19 protein-coding genes, 4 tRNA genes and 1 pseudogene are annotated in these 19,099 nt (G+C 58.7%); 8 read left to right on the top strand and 16 right to left on the bottom strand.

Annotated elements, in window-relative coordinates:
- Window positions 1–11 precede the first annotated feature (11 nt).
- The 7 genes from rbsD to WIN67_RS10895 all read right to left on the bottom strand — a co-directional run bounded on the left by rbsD (window position 12) and on the right by WIN67_RS10895 (window position 6,651).
- Window positions 12–416, bottom strand: a complete 405-nt coding sequence (gene rbsD / locus WIN67_RS10925) for a D-ribose pyranase (protein ID WP_102882486.1) — start codon at window positions 414–416, stop codon at window positions 12–14.
- On the bottom strand, window positions 413–1,330 hold the full coding sequence (rbsK, locus tag WIN67_RS10920; protein WP_102882487.1) for a ribokinase: 918 nt from the start codon (window positions 1,328–1,330) through the stop codon (window positions 413–415). The genes rbsD and rbsK overlap by 4 nt, the downstream gene beginning before the upstream one ends.
- A 24-nt stretch (window positions 1,331–1,354) precedes the next feature.
- Window positions 1,355–2,374: a LacI family DNA-binding transcriptional regulator gene (locus tag WIN67_RS10915; RefSeq protein ID WP_110596813.1), complete on the bottom strand. Its 1,020-nt coding sequence runs from the start codon at window positions 2,372–2,374 to the stop codon at window positions 1,355–1,357.
- 3 nt (window positions 2,375–2,377) lie between these two features.
- Window positions 2,378–3,355 carry an ABC transporter permease gene (locus WIN67_RS10910; RefSeq protein ID WP_102863626.1) on the bottom strand — a complete coding sequence of 326 codons (978 nt, stop codon included), beginning with the start codon at window positions 3,353–3,355 and terminating at the stop codon, window positions 2,378–2,380.
- Complete coding sequence (locus WIN67_RS10905) at window positions 3,352–4,905, bottom strand: sugar ABC transporter ATP-binding protein (protein WP_253084554.1); 1,554 nt, start codon at window positions 4,903–4,905, stop codon at window positions 3,352–3,354. Before WIN67_RS10905 ends, WIN67_RS10910 begins: the two co-directional genes overlap by 4 nt.
- A gap of 57 nt (window positions 4,906–4,962) precedes the next feature.
- Window positions 4,963–5,919, bottom strand: coding sequence for a sugar ABC transporter substrate-binding protein (locus WIN67_RS10900; RefSeq protein WP_339071206.1), 957 nt, complete (start codon window positions 5,917–5,919; stop codon window positions 4,963–4,965).
- A 282-nt stretch (window positions 5,920–6,201) separates the two neighbouring features.
- Window positions 6,202–6,651, bottom strand: coding sequence for a hypothetical protein (locus tag WIN67_RS10895; RefSeq protein ID WP_102882491.1), 450 nt, complete (start codon window positions 6,649–6,651; stop codon window positions 6,202–6,204).
- 339 nt (window positions 6,652–6,990) lie between these two features.
- Between WIN67_RS10895 and WIN67_RS10890 the strand changes: the two genes are divergently transcribed.
- The 3 genes from WIN67_RS10890 to WIN67_RS10880 all read left to right on the top strand — a co-directional run bounded on the left by WIN67_RS10890 (window position 6,991) and on the right by WIN67_RS10880 (window position 9,247).
- Window positions 6,991–8,079 (top strand): asparaginase, encoded by a 1,089-nt coding sequence (locus WIN67_RS10890; protein WP_102882492.1) that lies wholly within the window; start codon window positions 6,991–6,993, stop codon window positions 8,077–8,079.
- A gap of 204 nt (window positions 8,080–8,283) precedes the next feature.
- Entirely contained in the window at window positions 8,284–8,553 is a 270-nt protein-coding gene (locus WIN67_RS10885; protein WP_102863635.1) for a DUF1654 domain-containing protein, read from the top strand.
- A 4-nt stretch (window positions 8,554–8,557) separates the two neighbouring features.
- A complete protein-coding gene (locus WIN67_RS10880; RefSeq protein ID WP_123392612.1) occupies window positions 8,558–9,247 on the top strand; it encodes an endonuclease in 690 nt (229 codons plus the stop codon).
- A gap of 54 nt (window positions 9,248–9,301) precedes the next feature.
- On the opposite strand, the gene WIN67_RS10875 is transcribed toward WIN67_RS10880, so the two are convergent.
- A complete protein-coding gene (locus tag WIN67_RS10875; RefSeq protein ID WP_102882493.1) occupies window positions 9,302–9,658 on the bottom strand; it encodes a penicillin-binding protein activator LpoB in 357 nt (118 codons plus the stop codon).
- A 264-nt stretch (window positions 9,659–9,922) separates the two neighbouring features.
- Between WIN67_RS10875 and csrA the strand changes: the two genes are divergently transcribed.
- Window positions 9,923–10,117, top strand: coding sequence for a carbon storage regulator CsrA (gene csrA / locus WIN67_RS10870; protein WP_007920550.1), 195 nt, complete (start codon window positions 9,923–9,925; stop codon window positions 10,115–10,117).
- A 237-nt stretch (window positions 10,118–10,354) separates the two neighbouring features.
- Here csrA and WIN67_RS10865 read toward each other — a convergent pair whose 3' ends face one another.
- The 4 genes from WIN67_RS10865 to WIN67_RS10850 form a co-directional block, all read right to left on the bottom strand.
- Window positions 10,355–10,786: a VOC family protein gene (locus WIN67_RS10865; RefSeq protein ID WP_339071203.1), complete on the bottom strand. Its 432-nt coding sequence runs from the start codon at window positions 10,784–10,786 to the stop codon at window positions 10,355–10,357.
- A gap of 233 nt (window positions 10,787–11,019) precedes the next feature.
- Entirely contained in the window at window positions 11,020–12,486 is a 1,467-nt protein-coding gene (locus WIN67_RS10860; protein WP_422394678.1) for a carbohydrate-binding protein, read from the bottom strand.
- 45 nt (window positions 12,487–12,531) lie between these two features.
- Window positions 12,532–13,161 (bottom strand): lytic polysaccharide monooxygenase auxiliary activity family 9 protein, encoded by a 630-nt coding sequence (locus WIN67_RS10855; RefSeq protein WP_102863640.1) that lies wholly within the window; start codon window positions 13,159–13,161, stop codon window positions 12,532–12,534.
- A gap of 345 nt (window positions 13,162–13,506) precedes the next feature.
- A complete protein-coding gene (locus tag WIN67_RS10850; protein ID WP_102882495.1) occupies window positions 13,507–13,857 on the bottom strand; it encodes a hypothetical protein in 351 nt (116 codons plus the stop codon).
- Between the two features lie 309 nt (window positions 13,858–14,166).
- On the opposite strand from WIN67_RS10850, the gene WIN67_RS10845 reads away from it, so the two are divergent.
- The 3 genes and pseudogenes from WIN67_RS10845 (at window position 14,167) to WIN67_RS10835 (ending at window position 16,737) form a co-directional block, all read left to right on the top strand.
- The gene (locus WIN67_RS10845) at window positions 14,167–15,300 is read left to right on the top strand and encodes an RNA ligase RtcB family protein (protein WP_339071202.1); all 1,134 of its coding nucleotides are present in this window, start codon (window positions 14,167–14,169) and stop codon (window positions 15,298–15,300) included.
- On the top strand, window positions 15,300–15,917 hold the full coding sequence (gene prfH / locus WIN67_RS10840; RefSeq protein WP_273924344.1) for a peptide chain release factor H: 618 nt from the start codon (window positions 15,300–15,302) through the stop codon (window positions 15,915–15,917). The genes WIN67_RS10845 and prfH overlap by 1 nt, the downstream gene beginning before the upstream one ends.
- 185 nt (window positions 15,918–16,102) lie before the next feature.
- A pseudogene (locus WIN67_RS10835) lies at window positions 16,103–16,737 on the top strand (CatB-related O-acetyltransferase).
- 184 nt (window positions 16,738–16,921) lie between these two features.
- Here WIN67_RS10835 and WIN67_RS10830 read toward each other — a convergent pair.
- Window positions 16,922–16,998: transfer RNA gene (locus WIN67_RS10830), tRNA-Val, on the bottom strand.
- Between the two features lie 187 nt (window positions 16,999–17,185).
- On the opposite strand from WIN67_RS10830, the gene WIN67_RS10825 reads away from it, so the two are divergent.
- Entirely contained in the window at window positions 17,186–18,469 is a 1,284-nt protein-coding gene (locus WIN67_RS10825; RefSeq protein ID WP_170002263.1) for an NAD(P)/FAD-dependent oxidoreductase, read from the top strand.
- 209 nt (window positions 18,470–18,678) lie between these two features.
- On the opposite strand, the gene WIN67_RS10820 is transcribed toward WIN67_RS10825, so the two are convergent.
- From WIN67_RS10820 to WIN67_RS10810, 3 genes are all read right to left on the bottom strand, one after another.
- A tRNA-Asp gene (locus WIN67_RS10820) sits at window positions 18,679–18,755 on the bottom strand.
- A 101-nt stretch (window positions 18,756–18,856) separates the two neighbouring features.
- Window positions 18,857–18,933, bottom strand: a tRNA-Asp gene (locus WIN67_RS10815).
- A gap of 58 nt (window positions 18,934–18,991) precedes the next feature.
- Window positions 18,992–19,067, bottom strand: a tRNA-Val gene (locus tag WIN67_RS10810).
- Window positions 19,068–19,099: the final 32 nt, after the last annotated feature.

Below are 19,099 nucleotides of genomic sequence, written 5' to 3'. Positions count from 1 at the left end.
CGGACAGCGGCCTAGAAGGTCACCCCGGCAACCAGGGCGATGTTGCAATACGGCTGGCACTCTCCCGTGCGAATCACTGCACGAGCCTGGCGACTGAGCACCTTGAAATCTTCGTGACTCATCAGTCTGCGCTCCCCCAGCTCGCCACTGAGGTTCAGCACGTCCAGCCCCAGTAAAGGCTGCGGCCGCTTCAGCAGAATCTCCTCGGCCAGCACATGACTCTCCACCTGCATCTCGCTGAGCAACACCTTGAGCGTGCCGAGAAAATCGGGCACGCCGTGGGTCAGGGCCAGATCGATCAACTCGACGCCAGTTGGCACCGGCAGACCGGCATCACCGATCACCACGATGTCGCCGTGGCCCAAAGAGGCAATCAAGCGTGACAGGGCAATATTGAGCAAAGGTGTCTTTTTCATGAAGGGACAAAGGCCTGTACGTCGGACAGTGTGGGAATGGAAGGTTGTGCACCGGCGCGCGTCACCGACAGCGCCGCAGCGACCTGACCAAAGCGGATCGCCTCGGCCTCGCTTTTGCCGGCAGCCAGGGCGGCGGCAAAACCACCGACGAAGGTATCCCCCGCGGCCGTGGTGTCGATGGCCTTGACCTTGGGCGCCGGAAAATGCTCGAAACTGCGGCCATTGGCAAACAGCGAACCTTGCGCCCCCAGGGTGATGATGACCTTGCCGGCACCGGCGGCGATCAAGCGACCGGCCGCAGCTTCGGCGCTCTCCAGCGAGTCCACCGCCACGCCACTGAGGGCGGACGCCTCGCTTTCATTGGGAATCAGGTAGTCGATCGAGCCGTACCACTGCTCCGGCAGCGGGCCGCTGGCCGGCGCCGGATTGAGAATCACCGTCTTGCCCAGCTCACGCCCGCGCTTGAGGGTGTACCCCACCGTTGCCAGGGGCACTTCCAACTGACAGATGATCACGTCGGCCTCCTGCAACACCCGATCAAACCCCGCAACCTTCTCGGGGCTGAGCAGGCCGTTGCCACCGGCGACGATGACAATTGCATTCTGGCTACTGTCATCCACCACGATCAGGGCTACGCCGCTGGAACCCTCTACCACGCTCACCGCCTGGCAATCGATCTGCTCGGCGAGCAAGGCACTGCGCAATTGCTCGCCATAGGCATCATCGCCAACACAGCCGACCATCGACACCTGCGCCCCCAGCCTGGCGGCCGCCACTGCCTGATTGGCTCCCTTGCCACCGGAAACCGTCGCAAAGGATTTGCCAATCAGCGTCTCGCCTCCTCGCGGCAAGCGCTCGGCCCGGGTCACCAGATCCATATTGAGGCTTCCCACTACCACTACTTTTGCTGGCATACATCGATACTCAATCATTTGGATTCAGCGGTACTCGGCAAATGCGCTACTGAGCGGCGCAGTCGATTCCCGCAAGACAATATTCGGCGTAACGATGCGCTGGTCGACCGGCAACTCCCGCGCAGCGATCCGGCGCAGCAGCAACTCTGCCGCGGTCTCCCCCAGTTGCAGGATCGACTGACCCACCGTGGTCAGCGCCGGGTAGACATAACGGCTCATGAGAATGTCGTCGAAGCCGATCACCGAGAGCTCACTGGGTACACGGATATTGCGCTCCGCCGCGGCCCGCAACACACCGATGCCCATCATGTCGTTAGCGGCGAAAATGGCGCTTGGCGGGCGACTCTCAAGCAACTGCGCCGCAGCGCGATAACCACCAGTGCTGCTGAAATCACTTTCCAGGATGCGCCCTGCTGGCACCTCGACACCGGCTTCCTGCAACGCCTGGCGAAACCCCGCCAGGCGCATCTGCGCCACGCTGGTGTTGGCCGGTCCGCCGATACAGGCGATGTCCCGGTGCCCCAGCTCCAGAAGGTGCCGGGTCGCCAGGTAGGCACCGTAATGGTGGTCGATACGCACCAGATCGGCGTCCACCCCTTCCAGCCCACGGTCGACAATCACCATCGGCGTGCGCACCCCGGCCAGACCCTGGGCCAGACCACTGTCGCCACCAGCGGACGTCACAATCAGCCCGTCGATGCGCTTTTCCAGAAGCACACGCAGATAGTTGCGCTGCTTGTCCGGGTTATCGTCGGAGTTGCAGAGGATCACGCAGTAACCGTTGCGCTCGCAGTAGTCCTCAATCCCTCGTGCCAGTTCGGCGAAGTAGGGGTTGAGACTGTTGGGCACCAGCAGGCCGATGGTCGCGGTGGTCTTGGCCTTGAGTGAGCGGGCCACCGCACTGGGCACATAGTCGAGGCGTTTGATCGCCGCCTCGACCTTGACCCGCACCTCTTCACTGACCGGCCGCGTCTTGTTCAGCACATGGGACACCGTGGTGTAGGAAATCCCCGCCAGCGCTGCCACATCCTTGATTGTTGCCATGAATCAAACCCGCCGATTGGCGCGCTGGCTGCGATAGGTGTCCAGCACCACGGCAATCACAATGACCGCGCCGGTGATGATGCGCTTGGTCGGTTCTGATGCGCCGATTTGCGCCAGGCCTGCAGCCAGCACGGAAATAATCAAGACGCCGAAGAAGGTACTGATCACCGAACCGCGTCCGCCCATCAGGCTGGTGCCGCCAATCACCACCGCAGCGATGACCTGCAACTCCAGACCGGAGCCCGCATTCGGGTCTGCCGCTTCCAGGCGAGAAATTTGAAACAGCGCTGCAATACCCGCCAACAACCCCATCAGGCTGAACACCAGGATCTTGTAGGGTTTGGGATTGATCCCCGCCAGACGCACCGCCTCTTCGTTGGTACCGATGCCGATCAGGTAGCGGCCGAACACGGTGCGCGTCAGCACCGCCTGGGCCAGGAAGATAATCAGCAGGGCAATGATAAACGACGGCGAAATGCCAAAGGCAATCGGATTCGACAACCAGGCGAAGGCATCACCGATATAGGCCGTGCGCGAGCCGGTCATCTGATAGGCAACACCCCGGGCCATTTCCAGCACCCCCAAGGACACGATGAAGGACGGGATACGCCAGGCCACAGTGATCGAGCCGGTGATGGTTCCCGCCAGCGCCGCACAGGCCATGCCCAGCAATGCCGCAGGTACCACGCTCCAGCCCCAGCCGAGAATCGCCACGCTGACTGTCGAGGCCGCCAGGGCCAGCACCGACCCCACGGACAGATCGATGCCACCGATGATCAGGACGAAGGTCATACCCACCGCCAGCACCATCAGGTCGGGAATCTGGTTGGCCAGGGTGCTGAAGGTGTCATAGGAAAGGAAATGGCTGCTGAGCAGGGAGAACAGGACGATCATCCCCAACAACGCCCCCGCCAGACCCAGGTAGGTGCCGAGGCCGTAGTAATGGCCGCCTCGCTTGCCGCTTGCAGGTGCAGTTTTCATGATGCATTCCTAGGCGTCGCTTCGCTGAGCAACGCATCTCGTTTTTGATAGCCGGCAAAGGCGGCGGCAAGCAATTCGTCCTGGGTCCAGCTGTCACGCTCGAAGGTGTCGATCAGACGCCCGGCAGAGAGCACGCCGATGCGATCACAGATCAACATCAACTCGCGCAGGTCGCTGGACACCACCACCAGGGCCTTGCCCTGGCGGGTCAACTCCCCCAGCAGGCCATAGATATCGAACTTGGCGCCGACATCGATACCGCGAGTGGGCTCGTCGAACAGCAACACCGAGCAGTCGCGCTCCAGCCAACGGCCGATCACCACTTTCTGCTGGTTGCCGCCGGACAATTCGGACACCAATTGCGCCGGACTGGAACTGCGAATGCGCATGGCATCGATCTGCCGCCGGGCCAGTTGCTCTTCGTCCTGGCCATTGACCAGGCCGCCACTGGAAATAGCCGGCATGTTGCCCAGGGCGATATTGGCGCTGATGGACTGGGTCAGCAGCAGCCCTTCGCCCTTGCGATCCTCAGTGATCAACGCAATGCCGTTGGCCACCGCATCCACCGGGGAGCGAATGCTCACCGGACGGGCCGGCGTGCCCAGGGCAATGCTGCCGCTGTCGGCGACGTCGGCACCAAAGATCAGCCGCAGCAACTCGGTGCGCCCTGCCCCGATCAGGCCGGAGATACCGAAGATCTCGCCACTGCGCACCTCGAAGGACACATCACAAACCTTGTCCGAGCGACTGAGGTTGCTGACCGTCAGCGCCGGTGCACCGATCTTGCGCTCGCCCAGGTCAATGTGTTCGCCCAGCTCGCGACCCACCATCAGGTTCACCAGCTGTTCGCTGTTGTAGTTGGCCATGGGCTCGACACACACCAGGCAACCGTCACGCAACACAGCAATGCGCTGGGCCACCCGGGCCAGCTCTTCCAGGCGATGGGAGATATAGATGATGGACACGCCCCGAGCCTGCAGGCGAGTGATCTGCTCGAAGAGCATCTCCACCTCACGTGAAGTGAGCATGGCCGTCGGCTCATCGAGAATCAGCACATGACAGTCGCCGATCAGGTTGCGGGCGATCTCCACCATCTGCTGGTGACCGATGCCCAATTCACCCACCAGCGTGTCAGGATCGATGGCGTCAAGGCCGACCTGGGCCATGGCCTCGATCGCGGCCTTGCGCAATTGCTTGCGGCTGATCCAGCCACCGGTAGTGGGCAGGTTGTCGAGAAACAGGTTCTCGGCCACCGACAGGGTCGGCAGTAGGTTGAGCTCCTGCATGACCATGCGAACCCCCACCTCTTCCGCCTGGGTCCGGCTACCGGGGCGATAGTCCTGGCCGTTGAACTGCATGTGGCCGGTGGTAGGGCTGACCAGACCACCGATGATCTTCGACAAGGTGCTCTTGCCGGCGCCGTTCTCACCAGTCAGGGCCAGCACCTCCCCACGCATCAGCGTCAGGTCGATGCCGGTCAATACCGGCTGTGCATAGGTCTTGCCGATACCGCTGACCGAGAGGACAGCGTTCGCAGCGGAAACTGACATAAGAAACTCTCCATGCGCTCGCCCGAACGGGCGAGCGCCGTTGTGCCGCCGGAAGGACTACTTGGTGACCAGCTCAACTGGAGTTTCGATCACGCCGTTGGCACCGCTGTCGACTTTCTCGCCCTTGAGGATCTTCAGCGCGGTCTCGATGCCGAACACCGCCTGCTTGGCAGCGAACTGGTCGGCAGTGGCCAGGACCCGGCCATCCTTGAGCATGGGTTTGATGGCGTTGATATTGTCGTAGCCCACTACCTGGACCTTGCCGGCCTTACCGGCGGCCCGCACGGCGGAAACCGCCCCCACTGCCATGCTGTCGTTACCGGCCAGCAATGCCTTGAGATTCGGGTACTCGCTGAGCATCGCCGAGGCCACACGGTTGCCTGCGTTGATTTCCCAGTCGCCGGATTGCAGCGAGACCACCTTGATCTGCGCGGCGTCCATCGCGTCCTTGAAGCCAGCGGTGCGCTGCTGTGCGTTGGTGGTGGTGGAAACCCCTTCGATGATCCCCACTTCGTCGCCGGCCTTCAGTTGCTTGGCCAGGTACTCACCCACCAGGCGAGCCCCCTTGCGGTTGTCCGGCCCCACGAAAGGTACGCTGATGTTCTTGCTTTTCAGCACACCGGGATCGAGTTGGTTATCGATATTGATCACGGTGATCCCGGCATCCACCGCCTTCTTGATCACCGGCACCATGGCCTTGGAGTCGGCGGGTGCAATCACCAGGGCACTGACCTTGGAGACGATCATCTGCTCGACGATGCGAATCTGGTTGGCGGTATCGGTTTCGTCCTTGATGCCGTTGGACACCAGGTCGAAATCGGCGGAATGCTCTTTCTGATAAGCCTTGGCGCCGTCTTCCATGGTCAGGAAGAACTCGTTGGCCAGGGACTTCATGACCAGGGCGACCTTGGGTTTCTGCGAGGTCTCGGCATAGGCCGAAGAGAGAGGGAGGGCAGCGGATGCAGCAGCCAGAACAGCGACAGCGAGTAGACGTCCAGCGAAGGGCAGCTTCATGAATTCACTCCGATCTTATGATTATTGTGAGCAGCGTCCGCACGGCAGGGTGAGCAGGCCGTCATCAGCAGGGATGGGAGGCCGGTGCCGCACTTTGGAAAGATAGACGATTGTCGTTATCCAAAGGCCGCGCAAACGTTTGCGTAAAACGAACTATGCGAACCTAGCCAGAGTTTGTCAACGCCGATCAGTGTCTGGAAAAAGCAGACAGACAGGGGGCAAAACCCCACTGCTGGAGAGGAGAAACCTGTCCGCACCGTAGCGTCGAACAGGCTCTGAGGGTCATGCGGTGGTGTTTACCAGGCCGCCCGAGGAGGAGTCCTTGGCCAGCTCACGGACCAGATTGCCCGATACCTCGGCCAGGGCCCCGTTGGTCTGGGCGATCTGCCCTTGAAGGCCCATCACCACGGTCTGCTTGGCTTCAGGGGTCGGATAGTCGGCGGCCTGGGCGGCAGCCAGTTGCTGTTGCTGCTGCTTGAGCTGCTCCTGCAACTCTTGCATACGCTTGAGCAGCATCTTGACGACGATGCTCTGATTGTCTCCACCCGAGTCTGCGGCTTCGGACTTTTCCGCCTGCTTGCCGGAACCCACCCGGAGGGTGTCCGACTCATCGGTGCCAAGCGCCGTGGACGCCTCCTCGGCAGCGGCGTTACTCAATGCATCAATGGTCGCCGGTGACTTGCCATTGATCAAAATCGCTCCTGCGCCAGGAAATCCGACTGACAGAGACATATGAACTCCTGAAAAAAAGATCCTGTCGGGTCATCGACCATCTCGCGACATTCTTTAATAACGGCCCCAGCCCCTTTGTACCAAACCGCTGACGGGCATTTTCGGATTGCCGAACGCCTACCCGCGCAAACGTTCGGAAACCCGGACACACACCACTCCATCGCCGCCATAAAAATACATAAAGTTGATATAAATCAGTAACTTAAAATACTTATCAGACCAAGGTAGCGCTGGTACAGATCCTGCTCAACCCTCACTGCCTCACCGCATACAGATCTGCGGTCGGGGTGTTTCTAGATGAACCTGCATCAGCACCGTCTCACTACTAGAGAGAAAATAATGAAATCTGCCTTCAAAACCTTCGTTCCGGGCGCTTTGGCCCTCCTCCTGCTTCTGCCTGCAGCTGTGCAGGCCAAAGAAGCTGAAACCCAACAGAAACTCGCCAACGTCGTGGTCCTTGCTACCGGTGGCACCATCGCCGGCGCCGGCGCCAGTGCCGCCAACAGCGCCACCTACCAAGCAGCCAAAGTCGGCATCGAACAACTGATCGCCGGCATCCCCGAGCTGAGCCAACTGGCCAATGTGCGTGGCGAGCAAGTCATGCAGATCGCTTCGGAAAGCATCACCAACGAAAACCTGCTGCAACTGGGTCGCCGCGTTGCTGAACTGGCCGACAGCAAAGACGTCGATGGCATCGTCATCACCCACGGCACCGACACCCTGGAAGAAACCGCCTACTTCCTCAACCTGGTGGAAAAGACTGACAAGCCGATCGTGGTCGTCGGCTCCATGCGCCCAGGCACCGCCATGTCGGCTGACGGCATGCTCAACCTGTACAACGCAGTAGCCGTAGCCGGCAGCAAGAACGCCCGCGGTAAAGGCGTGCTGGTCACCATGAACGATGAAATCCAGTCCGGTCGCGATGTCAGCAAGACGATCAACATCAAGACCGAAGCCTTCAAGAGCCCATGGGGCCCACTGGGCATGGTAGTGGAAGGCAAATCCTACTGGTTCCGCCTGCCTGCCAAGCGTCACACCATGGATTCGGAATTCGACATCAAGAACATCAAGAGCCTGCCTGACGTAGAAATCGCCTACGGCTACGGCAACGTCAGCGACACCGCTTACAAGGCCCTGGCACAAGGTGGTGCCAAAGCCATCATCCATGCCGGTACCGGCAACGGCTCCGTGTCCTCCCGCGTAGTGCCAGCCTTGCAAGAGCTGCGCAAGAACGGCGTGCAGATCATTCGTTCTTCCCACGTCAATGCTGGCGGCTTCGTACTGCGCAACGCTGAACAGCCTGACGACAAGAACGACTGGGTCGTGGCTCACGACCTGAACCCGCAAAAAGCCCGCATCCTGGCCATGGTCGCTCTGACCAAGACTCAGGACAGCAAAGAACTGCAACGCATGTTCTGGGAATACTGACAGCCCTCCGCTCGACCGACTCCGGTCGAGCAGGCTTCAACCACTCGCCCATCCAGGCGAGTGGTTCCGCCCCCCGCCTAACAGCCTCGTCGCGCCCTCCCCCGTAAAAAATCTCCCTCATCCGTGAGACAAATGCGTAAAGCATGGTCAGAGGAACTTCTTGAATCTTAAGCAGTTGCGAAATGTCTTACAGTTAAATACTGTATACACGTACAGCTTATTAAGGATTGTTCCGTGGCCACGACCCAAACGCCCCTCAGCTCCTACGAACGCCTGGGTGTACGCATCCAGAAAATCATCAACTCCCCTACCGCACAGAAAGCCAAGGCAGCCCTGATCTTCCGCCTCGCCGATGAGCCCCAGGACGAGTGGGAACGCCTGCTGGAGGAAATCGCCGAGAACGACAACGTCACCCTCGCCTATCGCGACGATGGTGGCGTGCAAATTTTCTGGGTCGTACCGAAGGAAGACTGAGTTGATGAGTGTCCGTTGTTTTGCCGTACTGCTGTTTTTCATCACCTTCACCGCCCAAGCCGATGCCCCACGCACCTTCAGCGAAGCCAAGAAAGTCGCCTGGAAACTCTATGCCCCCCAATCAACCGAGTTCTACTGCGGCTGCAAGTACAACGGCAACCGGATAAACCTCGCCGCTTGCGGCTATATACCGCGCAAGAACGCCAAGCGCGCAGAGCGCATCGAATGGGAACACATAGTGCCGGCCTGGCAGATCGGTCATCAGCGCCAATGCTGGCAGCAAGGCGGGCGCAAGAATTGCACCCGTACCGACCCGGTCTATCAGCGGGCCGAAGCGGACTTGCATAACCTGGTACCAAGCATTGGCGAAGTGAATGGCGACCGCAGCAACTTCAGTTTCGGCTGGCTGCCGGAGCAATCCGGGCAATATGGCTCATGCCTGACCCAGGTGGACTTCAAGGCCAAGAAAGTCATGCCCCGCCCCTCGATTCGCGGCATGATCGCCCGCACCTACTTCTACATGAGCAAGCAATACGGTCTGCGCCTGTCGAAACAGGATCGACAGCTCTTCGAAGCCTGGAACAAAACCTATCCGGTGCAGGATTGGGAGCGCCAACGCAATCAGAGCGTGGCCTGCGTGATGGGGCGTGGAAACGAGTTTGTCGGAACCGTCAACCTCAAGGCCTGCGGCTGACCCAGAGGCGCCCCTTGATATGGGCGCCTCTCGATAAGGCGGGAGCAGACTTACTTACTGTGCAGCCTGGTGCTCGATAACCGTGACATCGATGTCACGCTTCTTGGCCTTGATGAGTTTCTCGACCACTTCGGTCTTTTTTGCCTCGGCCTCGGCCTGGGACGCAAAAGGCCCGAGCAGCACCCGCTTCTTGCCTTCCACGGTCACCACATTGGACATGATCCCGTGCTCGATCAGCCAACCTGTGAGATCACTGACCGCCAGGGGCAGTTCGCTGCCCACCCACACATCCCACTGCGGCGCGGTAGAAGCCTGAACCGGCTGAACCTGCGTCGTCGCCAAAGTGCTCTTGTTCGCCTCGACTGGCTTGCCTTCACCGCAACCGGCCAACGCCAACACCGCCATCATCATCGCTACTGTGCGCACAACCTACCCCTAGAAAGTCTGAGGCGGCGATTTTAGCACTCAAGACAAAAGAGACCTCGTCACAAAATCAGGCCGAAACAGGAAGAATGATATTTATTGCCTCTGTATAGTTGCGCCTTGGGAATTAATAGATCGTCTGCGCGTCAGAAAGAGGCACCCACTCAGTGGAACTTCGCACTAATCTATACCTAAGACCGACCTCTGCACTGTTTGAATCTGGTGCTCTACAAAGCCATCAAGGAGAAGATCATGCTGATACTCACCCGCAAAGTCGGTGAAAGCATAAACATCGGTGACGACATTACGATCACCATTCTCGGCGTCAGCGGCCAACAGGTCCGCATCGGTATCAACGCGCCAAAAGACGTCGCGGTACACCGCGAGGAAATTTATCAACGCATTCAAGCCGGACTGACCGCCCCGGACAAACGCGAAACCCCATGAATCCAATGAGCACCCGCTCCCTGCCTGTGCCCAACAGCTGGCGCGGCGCGTGCCCTATTTGCCTTGAACCTCTCCTACAGAACACCTGCATGCCCTGACCGGATTGCGGCTATAACAGATTCCCGCCCACTGGATTGTCGTCAAGCACTGACTATCGCCCTTTTCTGGCAAATACCAACCGCGGCCTCCCGGTACGCGGCGCCTCAGCAATACAGGCGTCGCACCCGGGCTCGGCGGTCAGGCGCCGACCGCTGGCTTGAACCCCAAATCCTCAGTGAACCGCAGCAGGTAGCCGTCCGGATCAAGCACCAGCAGGTTCAACTCACCATGCAGCAACTCGTCATGCCGGTACCAGCACTCCTGGATTTCCCTGCGCAGGACGATACCGGCATGCGCCAGAGCGGCAGCCATCTGGCGAATGTCCGGGCACTCGATGGACAAGTTCATGCCTCGGCCAAAAGGCGCCTGCAAGGGGCCGACGCGCCACTCTGATTCCTCCTGATCATCCTGCTCCAGCATCAACTGAGCGCCGTTGAGGGAGAGAAAGGCAAAGAAGTGTTCCGGACGCTGATACTCCACCTTGAAACCGAGGGTATCGCGATAAAAAATCAGACTGCGCTCCAGGTCCGTGACCAGCATTTCCGGAACTAGGTTATTCATTTGAAACATGGCAAAAGTCCATTGCTCATTGATCGAGCCGCGAGACTACGCTCAAGCCGATCCCAAGTGCAGCCCCGCTTACCAATGATTACAACTGAGCCAATGCCACACCAGGCGCCACGCCCATCCACCTGCCGCCGATCATCCATGGACAGCCTTCAGGAAAAAAAGGCGACCCGCATTCGGATCGACAACATCCGTGCGGGCCGCCTTGCCGTTGAGAAAAACAACGACATCACTGTTCAGCCATGACGCTCCTGCAACACCTTGCTCCACAGGGTGAAGGCCACGGAGGGCGTCCATGCCGGGTTTGAAGTGTGCTCTTGAAGGCAGAGATAATGATTGCCCTCGTAGCTCACTCCGTCCTCCCGGAGATAGCGTTGACTGCTACTCCACTCAGGAAAGCTCGGATCGACGGCGCCACCCGCAGTCCTGACACTCAGGCTGCGACTGGGCAACGATTCACGACCCTGAGTATCAGTGGCCGTAACGAAGTAACTGTACTGGGTATCGGCACTCAGCCCCTTGTCTTCAAAGCCCAGGGAAGTCGACTGGCCCACCGCATTGCCATCGCGATACAGGGTGTAGAACTCCACCGGACGCACACCACTGGAGGCGCCCCAGCTCAAGGTGACGCTGCTACGAGTGGTTCCCAGAACCTGCAGGTTGCCAGGTGCCCCGGGACGCTCGGGCTCTGCGCCATCGCCATGGATCAACGGCGCATAACGGTTGCGGAACTCCCAGTTGTACGGCACGCCTTGCCGACTGACTCCGGCATCCCAGTTCACCGACCAGGTCATCAAGCCCTTGATGGCATGACCAGCATCCTGCAGCCGCTTGAACGCATTACTCACAGCCGCGGGATCGATGACATAGCCCGTGGCCGCGGCATCGACGTTGCTGGGCAAGCCGATTGCCAGCTTGTCCGCCGCAATCCGGGTGTAACCGCGAGAGCCCGAAGCCAGGCTGTCGGTCAGGTAGAACAGGAAGTCTTCCTTCATCTGATCATTGTTCTGGGCAATCCAGGCGCCCTGCCCGCCATTGGCCTCCGGCACCCAGAGTCCATCGCCACCCTGGTTGTAGTATTGCGGCGCGACAAAGTCGTAGTAGCCCTCCAGGGCTTGCAGGTAAGCCACGTACTTACCATTGCTGGTCAGGTACGGAAACTCCGGCGCCATACTGATGATGAAATGCTTGCCCTGACCGGCATAGTGATCCTTCACCAGCTTCAAGGCTGCCGGCAACACACTCTTGTTGTCGGCATAGTCGATTGCACTCTGCTCCAGATCGATATCCAGGCCATCGAAGCCGTAAGTCTCCACCAGACGGATGATTTCGTTGGCCAAAGGCTGCTCGTCGCCCTTGCGCAACTCGATATGCGCATCGGCACCACCCAGGGAAATCAGCACGACGCGCCCCTGGCTGTTAAGCACACCGACCTGACGCCGGAACTCGGTGTCCGAGAGGTTGTAGGGCTTGAAGGTGGGAATGCCGTTGCCCTTCATGAAGGCCACCGCCACCACGTTGTACTCCTTGGGAACATCCAGCAGGCTCAGATTGGCAAATTGCCCCTGCTGATAACCGTCGGCAGAACCGGCGGCCCAGTTATGCCAGAAGCCCATGAGGATCTTCTTGCCGGCAATGCTCGGCATCATGGAGGCCGCATCGGCAGCTTGACTCTTGTTTAATGCAAAATCGATTTTATTCACGCTCTAATCCTTCAGAACTGTTAAAGGGGGCTGCACGACCGAGACTTACTTGAAGTCCAGATCGAAGGCCTGATAAAACCCGTTTCCGGTATTGGCGACAACCCACACCAGCACCACAACATGGTGGCCTTTCTTGTTTTTTGGCAGCACAACTTCATGATTAGTCTTGGCCTTCAATACCGAGCCAAACTTGTCGAATGGAACTTCGGTATAAAAATCCTGATAAAAAGCCTGAGGCTCCAGTTGTGCACGGCTGATGCGTTGCTTCGGGTCCCAACCATCTTTAGTGATGAACCAGCTGTAGCCACGAGTGACGTGAGGCGCGGTGTACTCCCATTGCACCCGGAATACCTGACCGGGGTCCACATTGAGCAGCGGCCAGCTGAAGGCACGATTGATTTTCTTCGACATTTCCTCGTTGGTGAAGTTGATGCAGTCGCGCTCATCCACCTTGCCACCACTGAGAATGTGGCCATCTGCGGGAGGTACCGCGCTCCCGACATCGCTGTCGTAAGGTTTCGGGAAAGGCCCGGCGGTCAGAGCCGGAAAGTTTTTCCCGCCTTCCATTTCATTCACCTGCCAGGTTCCCAGCAATCCCAGCTCTACTGCAACCGCACCACGACTGGAAGGCGAAACAACGCGACCATGTTTAACTTGAGCTTGTGGCTTGTTCATATCTTTCACTCCATTGATTAAGTAAGTCTTGCTCCTTGTTGAGCACCTTTAACTTAGCGCACTTTTCTCGATTTTTTCACCACATCACAAACTAACCATCCAGAACAATTTACACAATTCAGCGCCAGCCCTATTAAATACTAGACTTCTTTATTTGAACTGACACTTTAAAGAGTCAATGTATTACACGCTTTTCTACACTAAAACTCATACTTTCTGCCGAGAGAAAATATCAAGCCATACAACTTGCGTTGAAAACACGGCACCCAGAAACAACAAAACCCGGCGATTGCCGGGTTTGCTGACAGAAAGGCTGAGCGCCTACACCTGAAGCGCTGCCTGGGCTTACAGACAGGTCGCCAACGCAGCCAATCGACGCTTCGAAACAGAGCTGTCCTCGATCGCGTAATAGTGGACAGCGGTGCCCGAGGGCTCGGCCTTGATATCCACGAAGACTTCAGCTGCACGGGTATACACCGTATATCCGCCTACCTTGCCAGCTTGCAGGTAGGCAGCCGCATCCACACCAAAGACCGCCTCATCCTGCCAGGCGAACTGTACGCATTGCGCCACCAGTTGATCGGCCTTGGCCGAGGTCAGGGTCTTGTTGGGCGTTCTTGTCCGGGCATCGTCCATAGTGGAACTTGCACAGCCGGCCAACAACACCGCAACCATCACCGCCATCAAAACCCGCATGCTGCCACCTCGTCCATAAAACGCGAGAGTATCGCTCACACGGCGGAGAAAAGGCGTTTGAGCAGAAAAAAAGAAGCCGCGATGCCAATTGCCTTTTGTTTACAAACCCCATTGCAAGGCCTCAGGCAAAGGATTAACCTTCGCGCCCCTTCCCACACTTTTGCCAAGGAGATCCACGATGCAACAGCTGATCACCCCTTGCAGGACGTGCCTGGTTTAAACGCTGTATCCGCTACCCGTTAGCGCCTTCGCTTAACCCCGCTCCGTCCTGCCACTACCTGAATATTTTTTTCCAATCAGGAATTGGACATGGACACTTGCATCCGTCATTTGTCGAATGGCGTCTCTCTTATCGCCTCCGACACCACCTGGATCGAAGACAAAGCGCTCCAGCAACTGCACACCACCGCCCAACTGCCCGGCATGCGCCAGGTCGTCGGCATGCCGGACCTGCACCCAGGCCGAGGCTACCCGGTGGGTGCAGCATTTTTTTCCACTGAGGTGGCCTATCCGGCACTGGTGGGCAACGACATCGGCTGCGGCATGGCGCTGTGGCAAACCGACCTCTCCAGCAGCCGCCTCAATCTCGACAAGCTGGAAAAGAAAATCGGCAATATCGATCTCCCTCTGGATGAACAGTGGGATGAAGAACGTGCCCAGCTGGGCCTGCCCCTCACCGGTCACGAGCACTCACTGGGCACCATTGGCGGCGGTAATCACTTCGCCGAGTTGCAACAGCTCGATCAGGTGTACGACACCGCAGCCCTGCTGGCTCTGGAACTGAATCCGAAAGCCTTGTTGCTGCTGGTGCATAGCGGCTCTCGCGGCCTGGGAGAGGCCATACTGCGGCGCCATGTGGATCAGCACGGGCACAACGGCCTGGAGATGACCAGCGCCGCTGGCGTCCAGTACTTGCAAGAGCATGATGAGGCCCTGCGCTTCGCCGAAGCCAACCGACGACTGATTGCCGAACGCCTGCTGCACAACCTGCGGGCCAGGGGGCACGCCGTGCTGGACATCAACCACAATCTGGTGTCCCCGGCGAATATCGATGGCGTCGAGGGCTGGCTGCATCGCAAGGGCGCCACACCATCGGACCAGGGCCCAGTGGTCATTCCGGGCTCCCGGGGTGACTACAGCTACCTGGTACAGCCCACTCCGACGCCTGTCAGCCTGTTCTCCCTGGCCCACGGCGCCGGACGCAAATGGCTGCGCAGCGACTGCAAGGGCCGGCTGGCGACCCGCTTCAGTTTCGACCAGCTCAAGCGCACGCAACTGGGCAGCCGAGTGATCTGCGAGGACCGCGGATTGATGTATGAGGAAGCGCCCGAAGCCTACAAGAGCATCGACAGCGTAGTGGGCAGCCTGCGGGACGCCGGCCTGGTAAAGATCATCGCCCGGCTCAAGCCGGTACTGACTTACAAACGCCGGGGGTGCTGCTGATGCTGCTGTTACAGCTGTCCTCTGCCCAGGGGCCTGCCGAGTGCGAGCTGGCGGTGACCAAGGCTTTGCGCCTCCTGTATCGCGAAGCCGAGGCACAAGGCGTACGTACCAGCCTGGTCGAACAGGTACCCGGCCAAACCCGGGACACCCACAAGTCGGCCCTGATCAGCCTTGATGGCGAACAGGCTGCAAGACTGGCTGAACGCTGGACAGGCACCCTGCTCTGGACCTGCAAAAGCCCGTGTCGCCCTGGACACAAACGCAAAAACTGGTATTTCGCCGGGCAACTGTTCAAGGCTCCACAAGACAGCATGGACGGCGAAATCCGCTTTGAAGCCATGCGCGCATCAGGTCCGGGCGGGCAACACGTGAACACCACCGACTCCGCCGTGCGTGCCACGCACCTGGCAACTGGAATCAGCGTGAAAGTGCAGTCCGAACGCAGTCAGCACGACAACAAGCGCGTTGCTCGCCTGCTGATCCTGCAGCGCCTGGCGGATCGGCAACAGCAATCCGAGGAAGCACTGCGTCTGCAACGCCGCGACGCCCACCACCGAGTGGAGCGCGGCAACCCGGTACGCAGTTTCAACGGCAACGCGTTCATAGCCCAAGACTGACCCCCGGCCACGGGAGCCGGCCATCACGACGGCTCCCTGCACCAGAAGTTGGCGAGCTTCACCTGCGAAAACAGGGAACCGCACGTAAAAAATCCTCAACCCGCTCGCCAACAGGACCGCCACCCACAACAAGAACCGTGGACGGCAACGACCAGGACAATTGAAGACACGGCGTAAAAACCTTGATGAACAACTATTTTGAAAGCCCCTTCAAAGGCATCCCCCTTGATCAGCAAGTAACCCACCCGGATATCCAGGTGGGCCGCTACAGCTACTACTCCGGCTACTAGCACGATCACAGCTTCAATGACTGCGCAAACTACCTTCTTCATGATGAAGACGCAGACCAACTGATTATCGGCAGCTTCTGCTCAATGGGCTCAGGGGCGGCATTCATAATGGCCGGCAACCAAGGGCATAGGAATGCGCGGATCAGCACCTTCCCTTCTATTGGATGTCCGAAGAGCCTGCGTTCACAGGCGCACAAAACGACTACGAAGCCGCTGGGGACACGGTGATCGGCAATGATGTCTGGATGGGTTCCGAAGCCGTTGTCATGCCCGGCATCAACATCGGAGACGGTGCAGTGATTGACACCCGCGCCCTGGTGACACGAGATGTCGAACCTTGGGCAATCGTCGACGGCAATCCTTTCAAGACGATCCGTAAACGCTTCGACGAACGTAGCATCGAGAGGCTTCTGGCGATGCAGTGGAGGCACTGGAGCGACGACCAGTTAAAAGCGGTAATGCCACTGATGACCAGTAGCAATATCGCGGCGTTGTTTCAGCACTGGAAGGAGTTCATTCGAGCGCCCTGATCCGACATCCCCAAGCGGCCCGCTCACTCCGGCCGCCATCAGGACAAGAAGCGCCATGCGGAAAAACAGTGATCGCACCGAAGTTCTGAAGAGCGCCTCGCAATACAATTAAAACGCCCAAAGCAAAAAGGGGCTCACCTTTCGGTGAACCCCTTCTAGACCGCCCAGCAGAGCGGATTTTGTTTGGTAGGCGCGATTGGACTCGAACCAACGACCCCCACCATGTCAAGGTGGTGCTCTAACCAACTGAGCTACGTGCCTGCTGTGAGGCGGCATTCTACGGAATTCCAAAGGGGTGTCAACACCTTTTTTGCAGCTAAGCCTATGAATATGCGAATTTTTTAATTTCGCGGCCACGAAGAAGTTTTTCTTCCTGTCTGGTAGCGGATTTTCAACTCAGGTAGCATCGACGCACTCGTAAAATATATTAAACACATGAGGTCGCAGGATGGCGAACATTCCCTACCCACAGTCTTATTACGCTGCTTCCGCCAATGCGGCCCCAGAACGCCCACAATTGCAAGATGAGGTTGAAACCGACGTCTGCGTGATAGGCGCAGGTTACACCGGCCTGTCCAGCGCCCTGTTTCTTCTGGAAAACGGCTTCCGGGTGACCGTGCTCGAGGCCGCCAAGGTCGGCTTCGGTGCATCCGGGCGCAATGGCGGGCAGATCGTCAACAGCTACAGTCGCGACATCGATGTAATCGAACGCACTGTCGGCCCCAAGCAAGCACAACTGCTGGGCCAGATGGCATTCGAGGGCGGCCGTATCATCCGCGAGCGCGTCGCCAAGTATCAGATCCAGTGCGATCTGAAAGACGGGGGCGTGTTTGCCGCACTGACCAGCAAGCAAATGGGTCACCTGGAGTCGCAGAAGCGTCTGTGGGAGCGCTACGGCCACACTCAGCTGGAGTTACTGGACGAGCGGCGCATTCGTGAAGTCGTGGCCTGCGACCAGTACAAGGGCGGCATGCTCGATATGAGTGGCGGCCACATCCACCCGCTGAACCTGGCCCTGGGTGAAGCGGCTGCCGTGGAATCCCTGGGCGGGACCATTTACGAACAATCCCCAGCGGTACGCATCGAGCGCGGCGTCAGCCCCGTGGTACATACCCCGCAGGGTAAAGTCCGCGCCAAGTTCATCATCGTCGCCGGCAACGCCTACCTGGGCAACCTGATTCCGGAGCTGGCAGCCAAATCCATGCCGTGCGGCACCCAGGTGATCACTACCGAACCCTTGGGCGATGAGCTGGCAGCCAGCCTGCTGCCCCAGGACTACTGCGTCGAGGACTGCAACTACCTGCTGGACTATTACCGCCTCTCCGGCGACAAGCGCCTGATCTTCGGCGGCGGAGTAGTGTATGGCGCCCGTGACCCGGCCAATATCGAAGCGATCATCCGGCCGAAGATGCTCAAGGCCTTCCCGCAGCTGCAAAACGTGAAGATCGACTACGCCTGGACCGGCAACTTCCTGCTAACCCTGTCGCGCCTGCCACAGGTTGGTCGTCTGGGAGACAACATCTACTACTCCCAGGGCTGCAGTGGACACGGCGTGACCTATACCCACCTGGCGGGCAAGGTCCTGGCAGAAGCCCTAAGAGGCCAGGCAGAGCGTTTTGACGCCTTCGCCGATCTACCCCACTACCCTTTCCCTGGAGGCCAATTGCTGCGCACTCCATTCACTGCACTAGGAGCCTGGTACTACAGTCTACGAGACAAGTTCGGCCTCTGATAAACGGCCTTTCTGCCACCATAAAAAAACCGCCCAACAGGCGGTTTTTTTTATGCTCGGACATTTCCACTCAAATTGCACAACTGCACCAAGCTCATTGCAAAAACAAAAAACCCCGGTCTTTCGACCAGGGCCTTTGCTATCGATGCGAATCAAGCCTTTGGCTTTCTTCGTTGCTTCAAGGCGTTCAGTGGTCCTTGAAACTGATATGGCGCAGCGGACGGGACTCGAACCCGCGACCCCCGGCGTGACAGGCCGGTATTCTAACCGACTGAACTACCGCTGCGTATCGCTTGGACTTGCGTCCATGTGAACCGTTTAAATCGTCTGACTAAAAAGCTTTTGGACTTTTCAATCTCAAACCAGGTCAACCTGATCTGGAAAATATGGCGCAGCGGACGGGACTCGAACCCGCGACCCCCGGCGTGACAGGCCGGTATTCTAACCGACTGAACTACCGCTGCGCGTCGGTTGGAGGCTTCCTTGGAAGCTTCCGCCTTTCTCTCGAAAGACTCTCAGGAATGGTGGGTGATGACGGGATCGAACCGCCGACCCTCTGCTTGTAAGGCAGATGCTCTCCCGGCTGAGCTAATCACCCTTTGCTTCGCTGAGGCCGCGAAATTTACGCAG

This window comes from Pseudomonas idahonensis, from assembly GCF_037903935.1.
In the GTDB taxonomy this organism is placed as follows: domain Bacteria; phylum Pseudomonadota; class Gammaproteobacteria; order Pseudomonadales; family Pseudomonadaceae; genus Aquipseudomonas; species Aquipseudomonas danubii.
The sequence above is the reverse complement of the archived record's forward strand: the minus strand, read 5'-3'. Positions and strand labels throughout refer to the sequence as shown.

What these genes read in the sequence shown, in the direction of transcription:
- prfH (WP_273924344.1), top strand. Translation starts at nt 15,300, where the DNA reads ATGCTGCTGTTACAGCTGTCCTCTGCCCAGGGGCCTGCCGAGTGCGAG.
- csrA (WP_007920550.1), top strand. Translation starts at nt 9,923, where the DNA reads ATGCTGATACTCACCCGCAAAGTCGGTGAAAGCATAAACATCGGTGAC.
- WIN67_RS10865 (WP_339071203.1), bottom strand. Translation starts at nt 10,786, where the DNA reads ATGTTTCAAATGAATAACCTAGTTCCGGAAATGCTGGTCACGGACCTG.
- WIN67_RS10910 (WP_102863626.1), bottom strand. Translation starts at nt 3,355, where the DNA reads ATGAAAACTGCACCTGCAAGCGGCAAGCGAGGCGGCCATTACTACGGC.
- WIN67_RS10825 (WP_170002263.1), top strand. Translation starts at nt 17,186, where the DNA reads ATGGCGAACATTCCCTACCCACAGTCTTATTACGCTGCTTCCGCCAAT.
- WIN67_RS10855 (WP_102863640.1), bottom strand. Translation starts at nt 13,161, where the DNA reads ATGAACAAGCCACAAGCTCAAGTTAAACATGGTCGCGTTGTTTCGCCT.
- WIN67_RS10875 (WP_102882493.1), bottom strand. Translation starts at nt 9,658, where the DNA reads ATGATGATGGCGGTGTTGGCGTTGGCCGGTTGCGGTGAAGGCAAGCCA.
- WIN67_RS10880 (WP_123392612.1), top strand. Translation starts at nt 8,558, where the DNA reads ATGAGTGTCCGTTGTTTTGCCGTACTGCTGTTTTTCATCACCTTCACC.
- WIN67_RS10915 (WP_110596813.1), bottom strand. Translation starts at nt 2,374, where the DNA reads ATGGCAACAATCAAGGATGTGGCAGCGCTGGCGGGGATTTCCTACACC.
- WIN67_RS10850 (WP_102882495.1), bottom strand. Translation starts at nt 13,857, where the DNA reads ATGCGGGTTTTGATGGCGGTGATGGTTGCGGTGTTGTTGGCCGGCTGT.
- rbsD (WP_102882486.1), bottom strand. Translation starts at nt 416, where the DNA reads ATGAAAAAGACACCTTTGCTCAATATTGCCCTGTCACGCTTGATTGCC.
- rbsK (WP_102882487.1), bottom strand. Translation starts at nt 1,330, where the DNA reads ATGCCAGCAAAAGTAGTGGTAGTGGGAAGCCTCAATATGGATCTGGTG.
- WIN67_RS10895 (WP_102882491.1), bottom strand. Translation starts at nt 6,651, where the DNA reads ATGTCTCTGTCAGTCGGATTTCCTGGCGCAGGAGCGATTTTGATCAAT.
- WIN67_RS10905 (WP_253084554.1), bottom strand. Translation starts at nt 4,905, where the DNA reads ATGTCAGTTTCCGCTGCGAACGCTGTCCTCTCGGTCAGCGGTATCGGC.
- WIN67_RS10900 (WP_339071206.1), bottom strand. Translation starts at nt 5,919, where the DNA reads ATGAAGCTGCCCTTCGCTGGACGTCTACTCGCTGTCGCTGTTCTGGCT.
- WIN67_RS10845 (WP_339071202.1), top strand. Translation starts at nt 14,167, where the DNA reads ATGGACACTTGCATCCGTCATTTGTCGAATGGCGTCTCTCTTATCGCC.
- WIN67_RS10890 (WP_102882492.1), top strand. Translation starts at nt 6,991, where the DNA reads ATGAAATCTGCCTTCAAAACCTTCGTTCCGGGCGCTTTGGCCCTCCTC.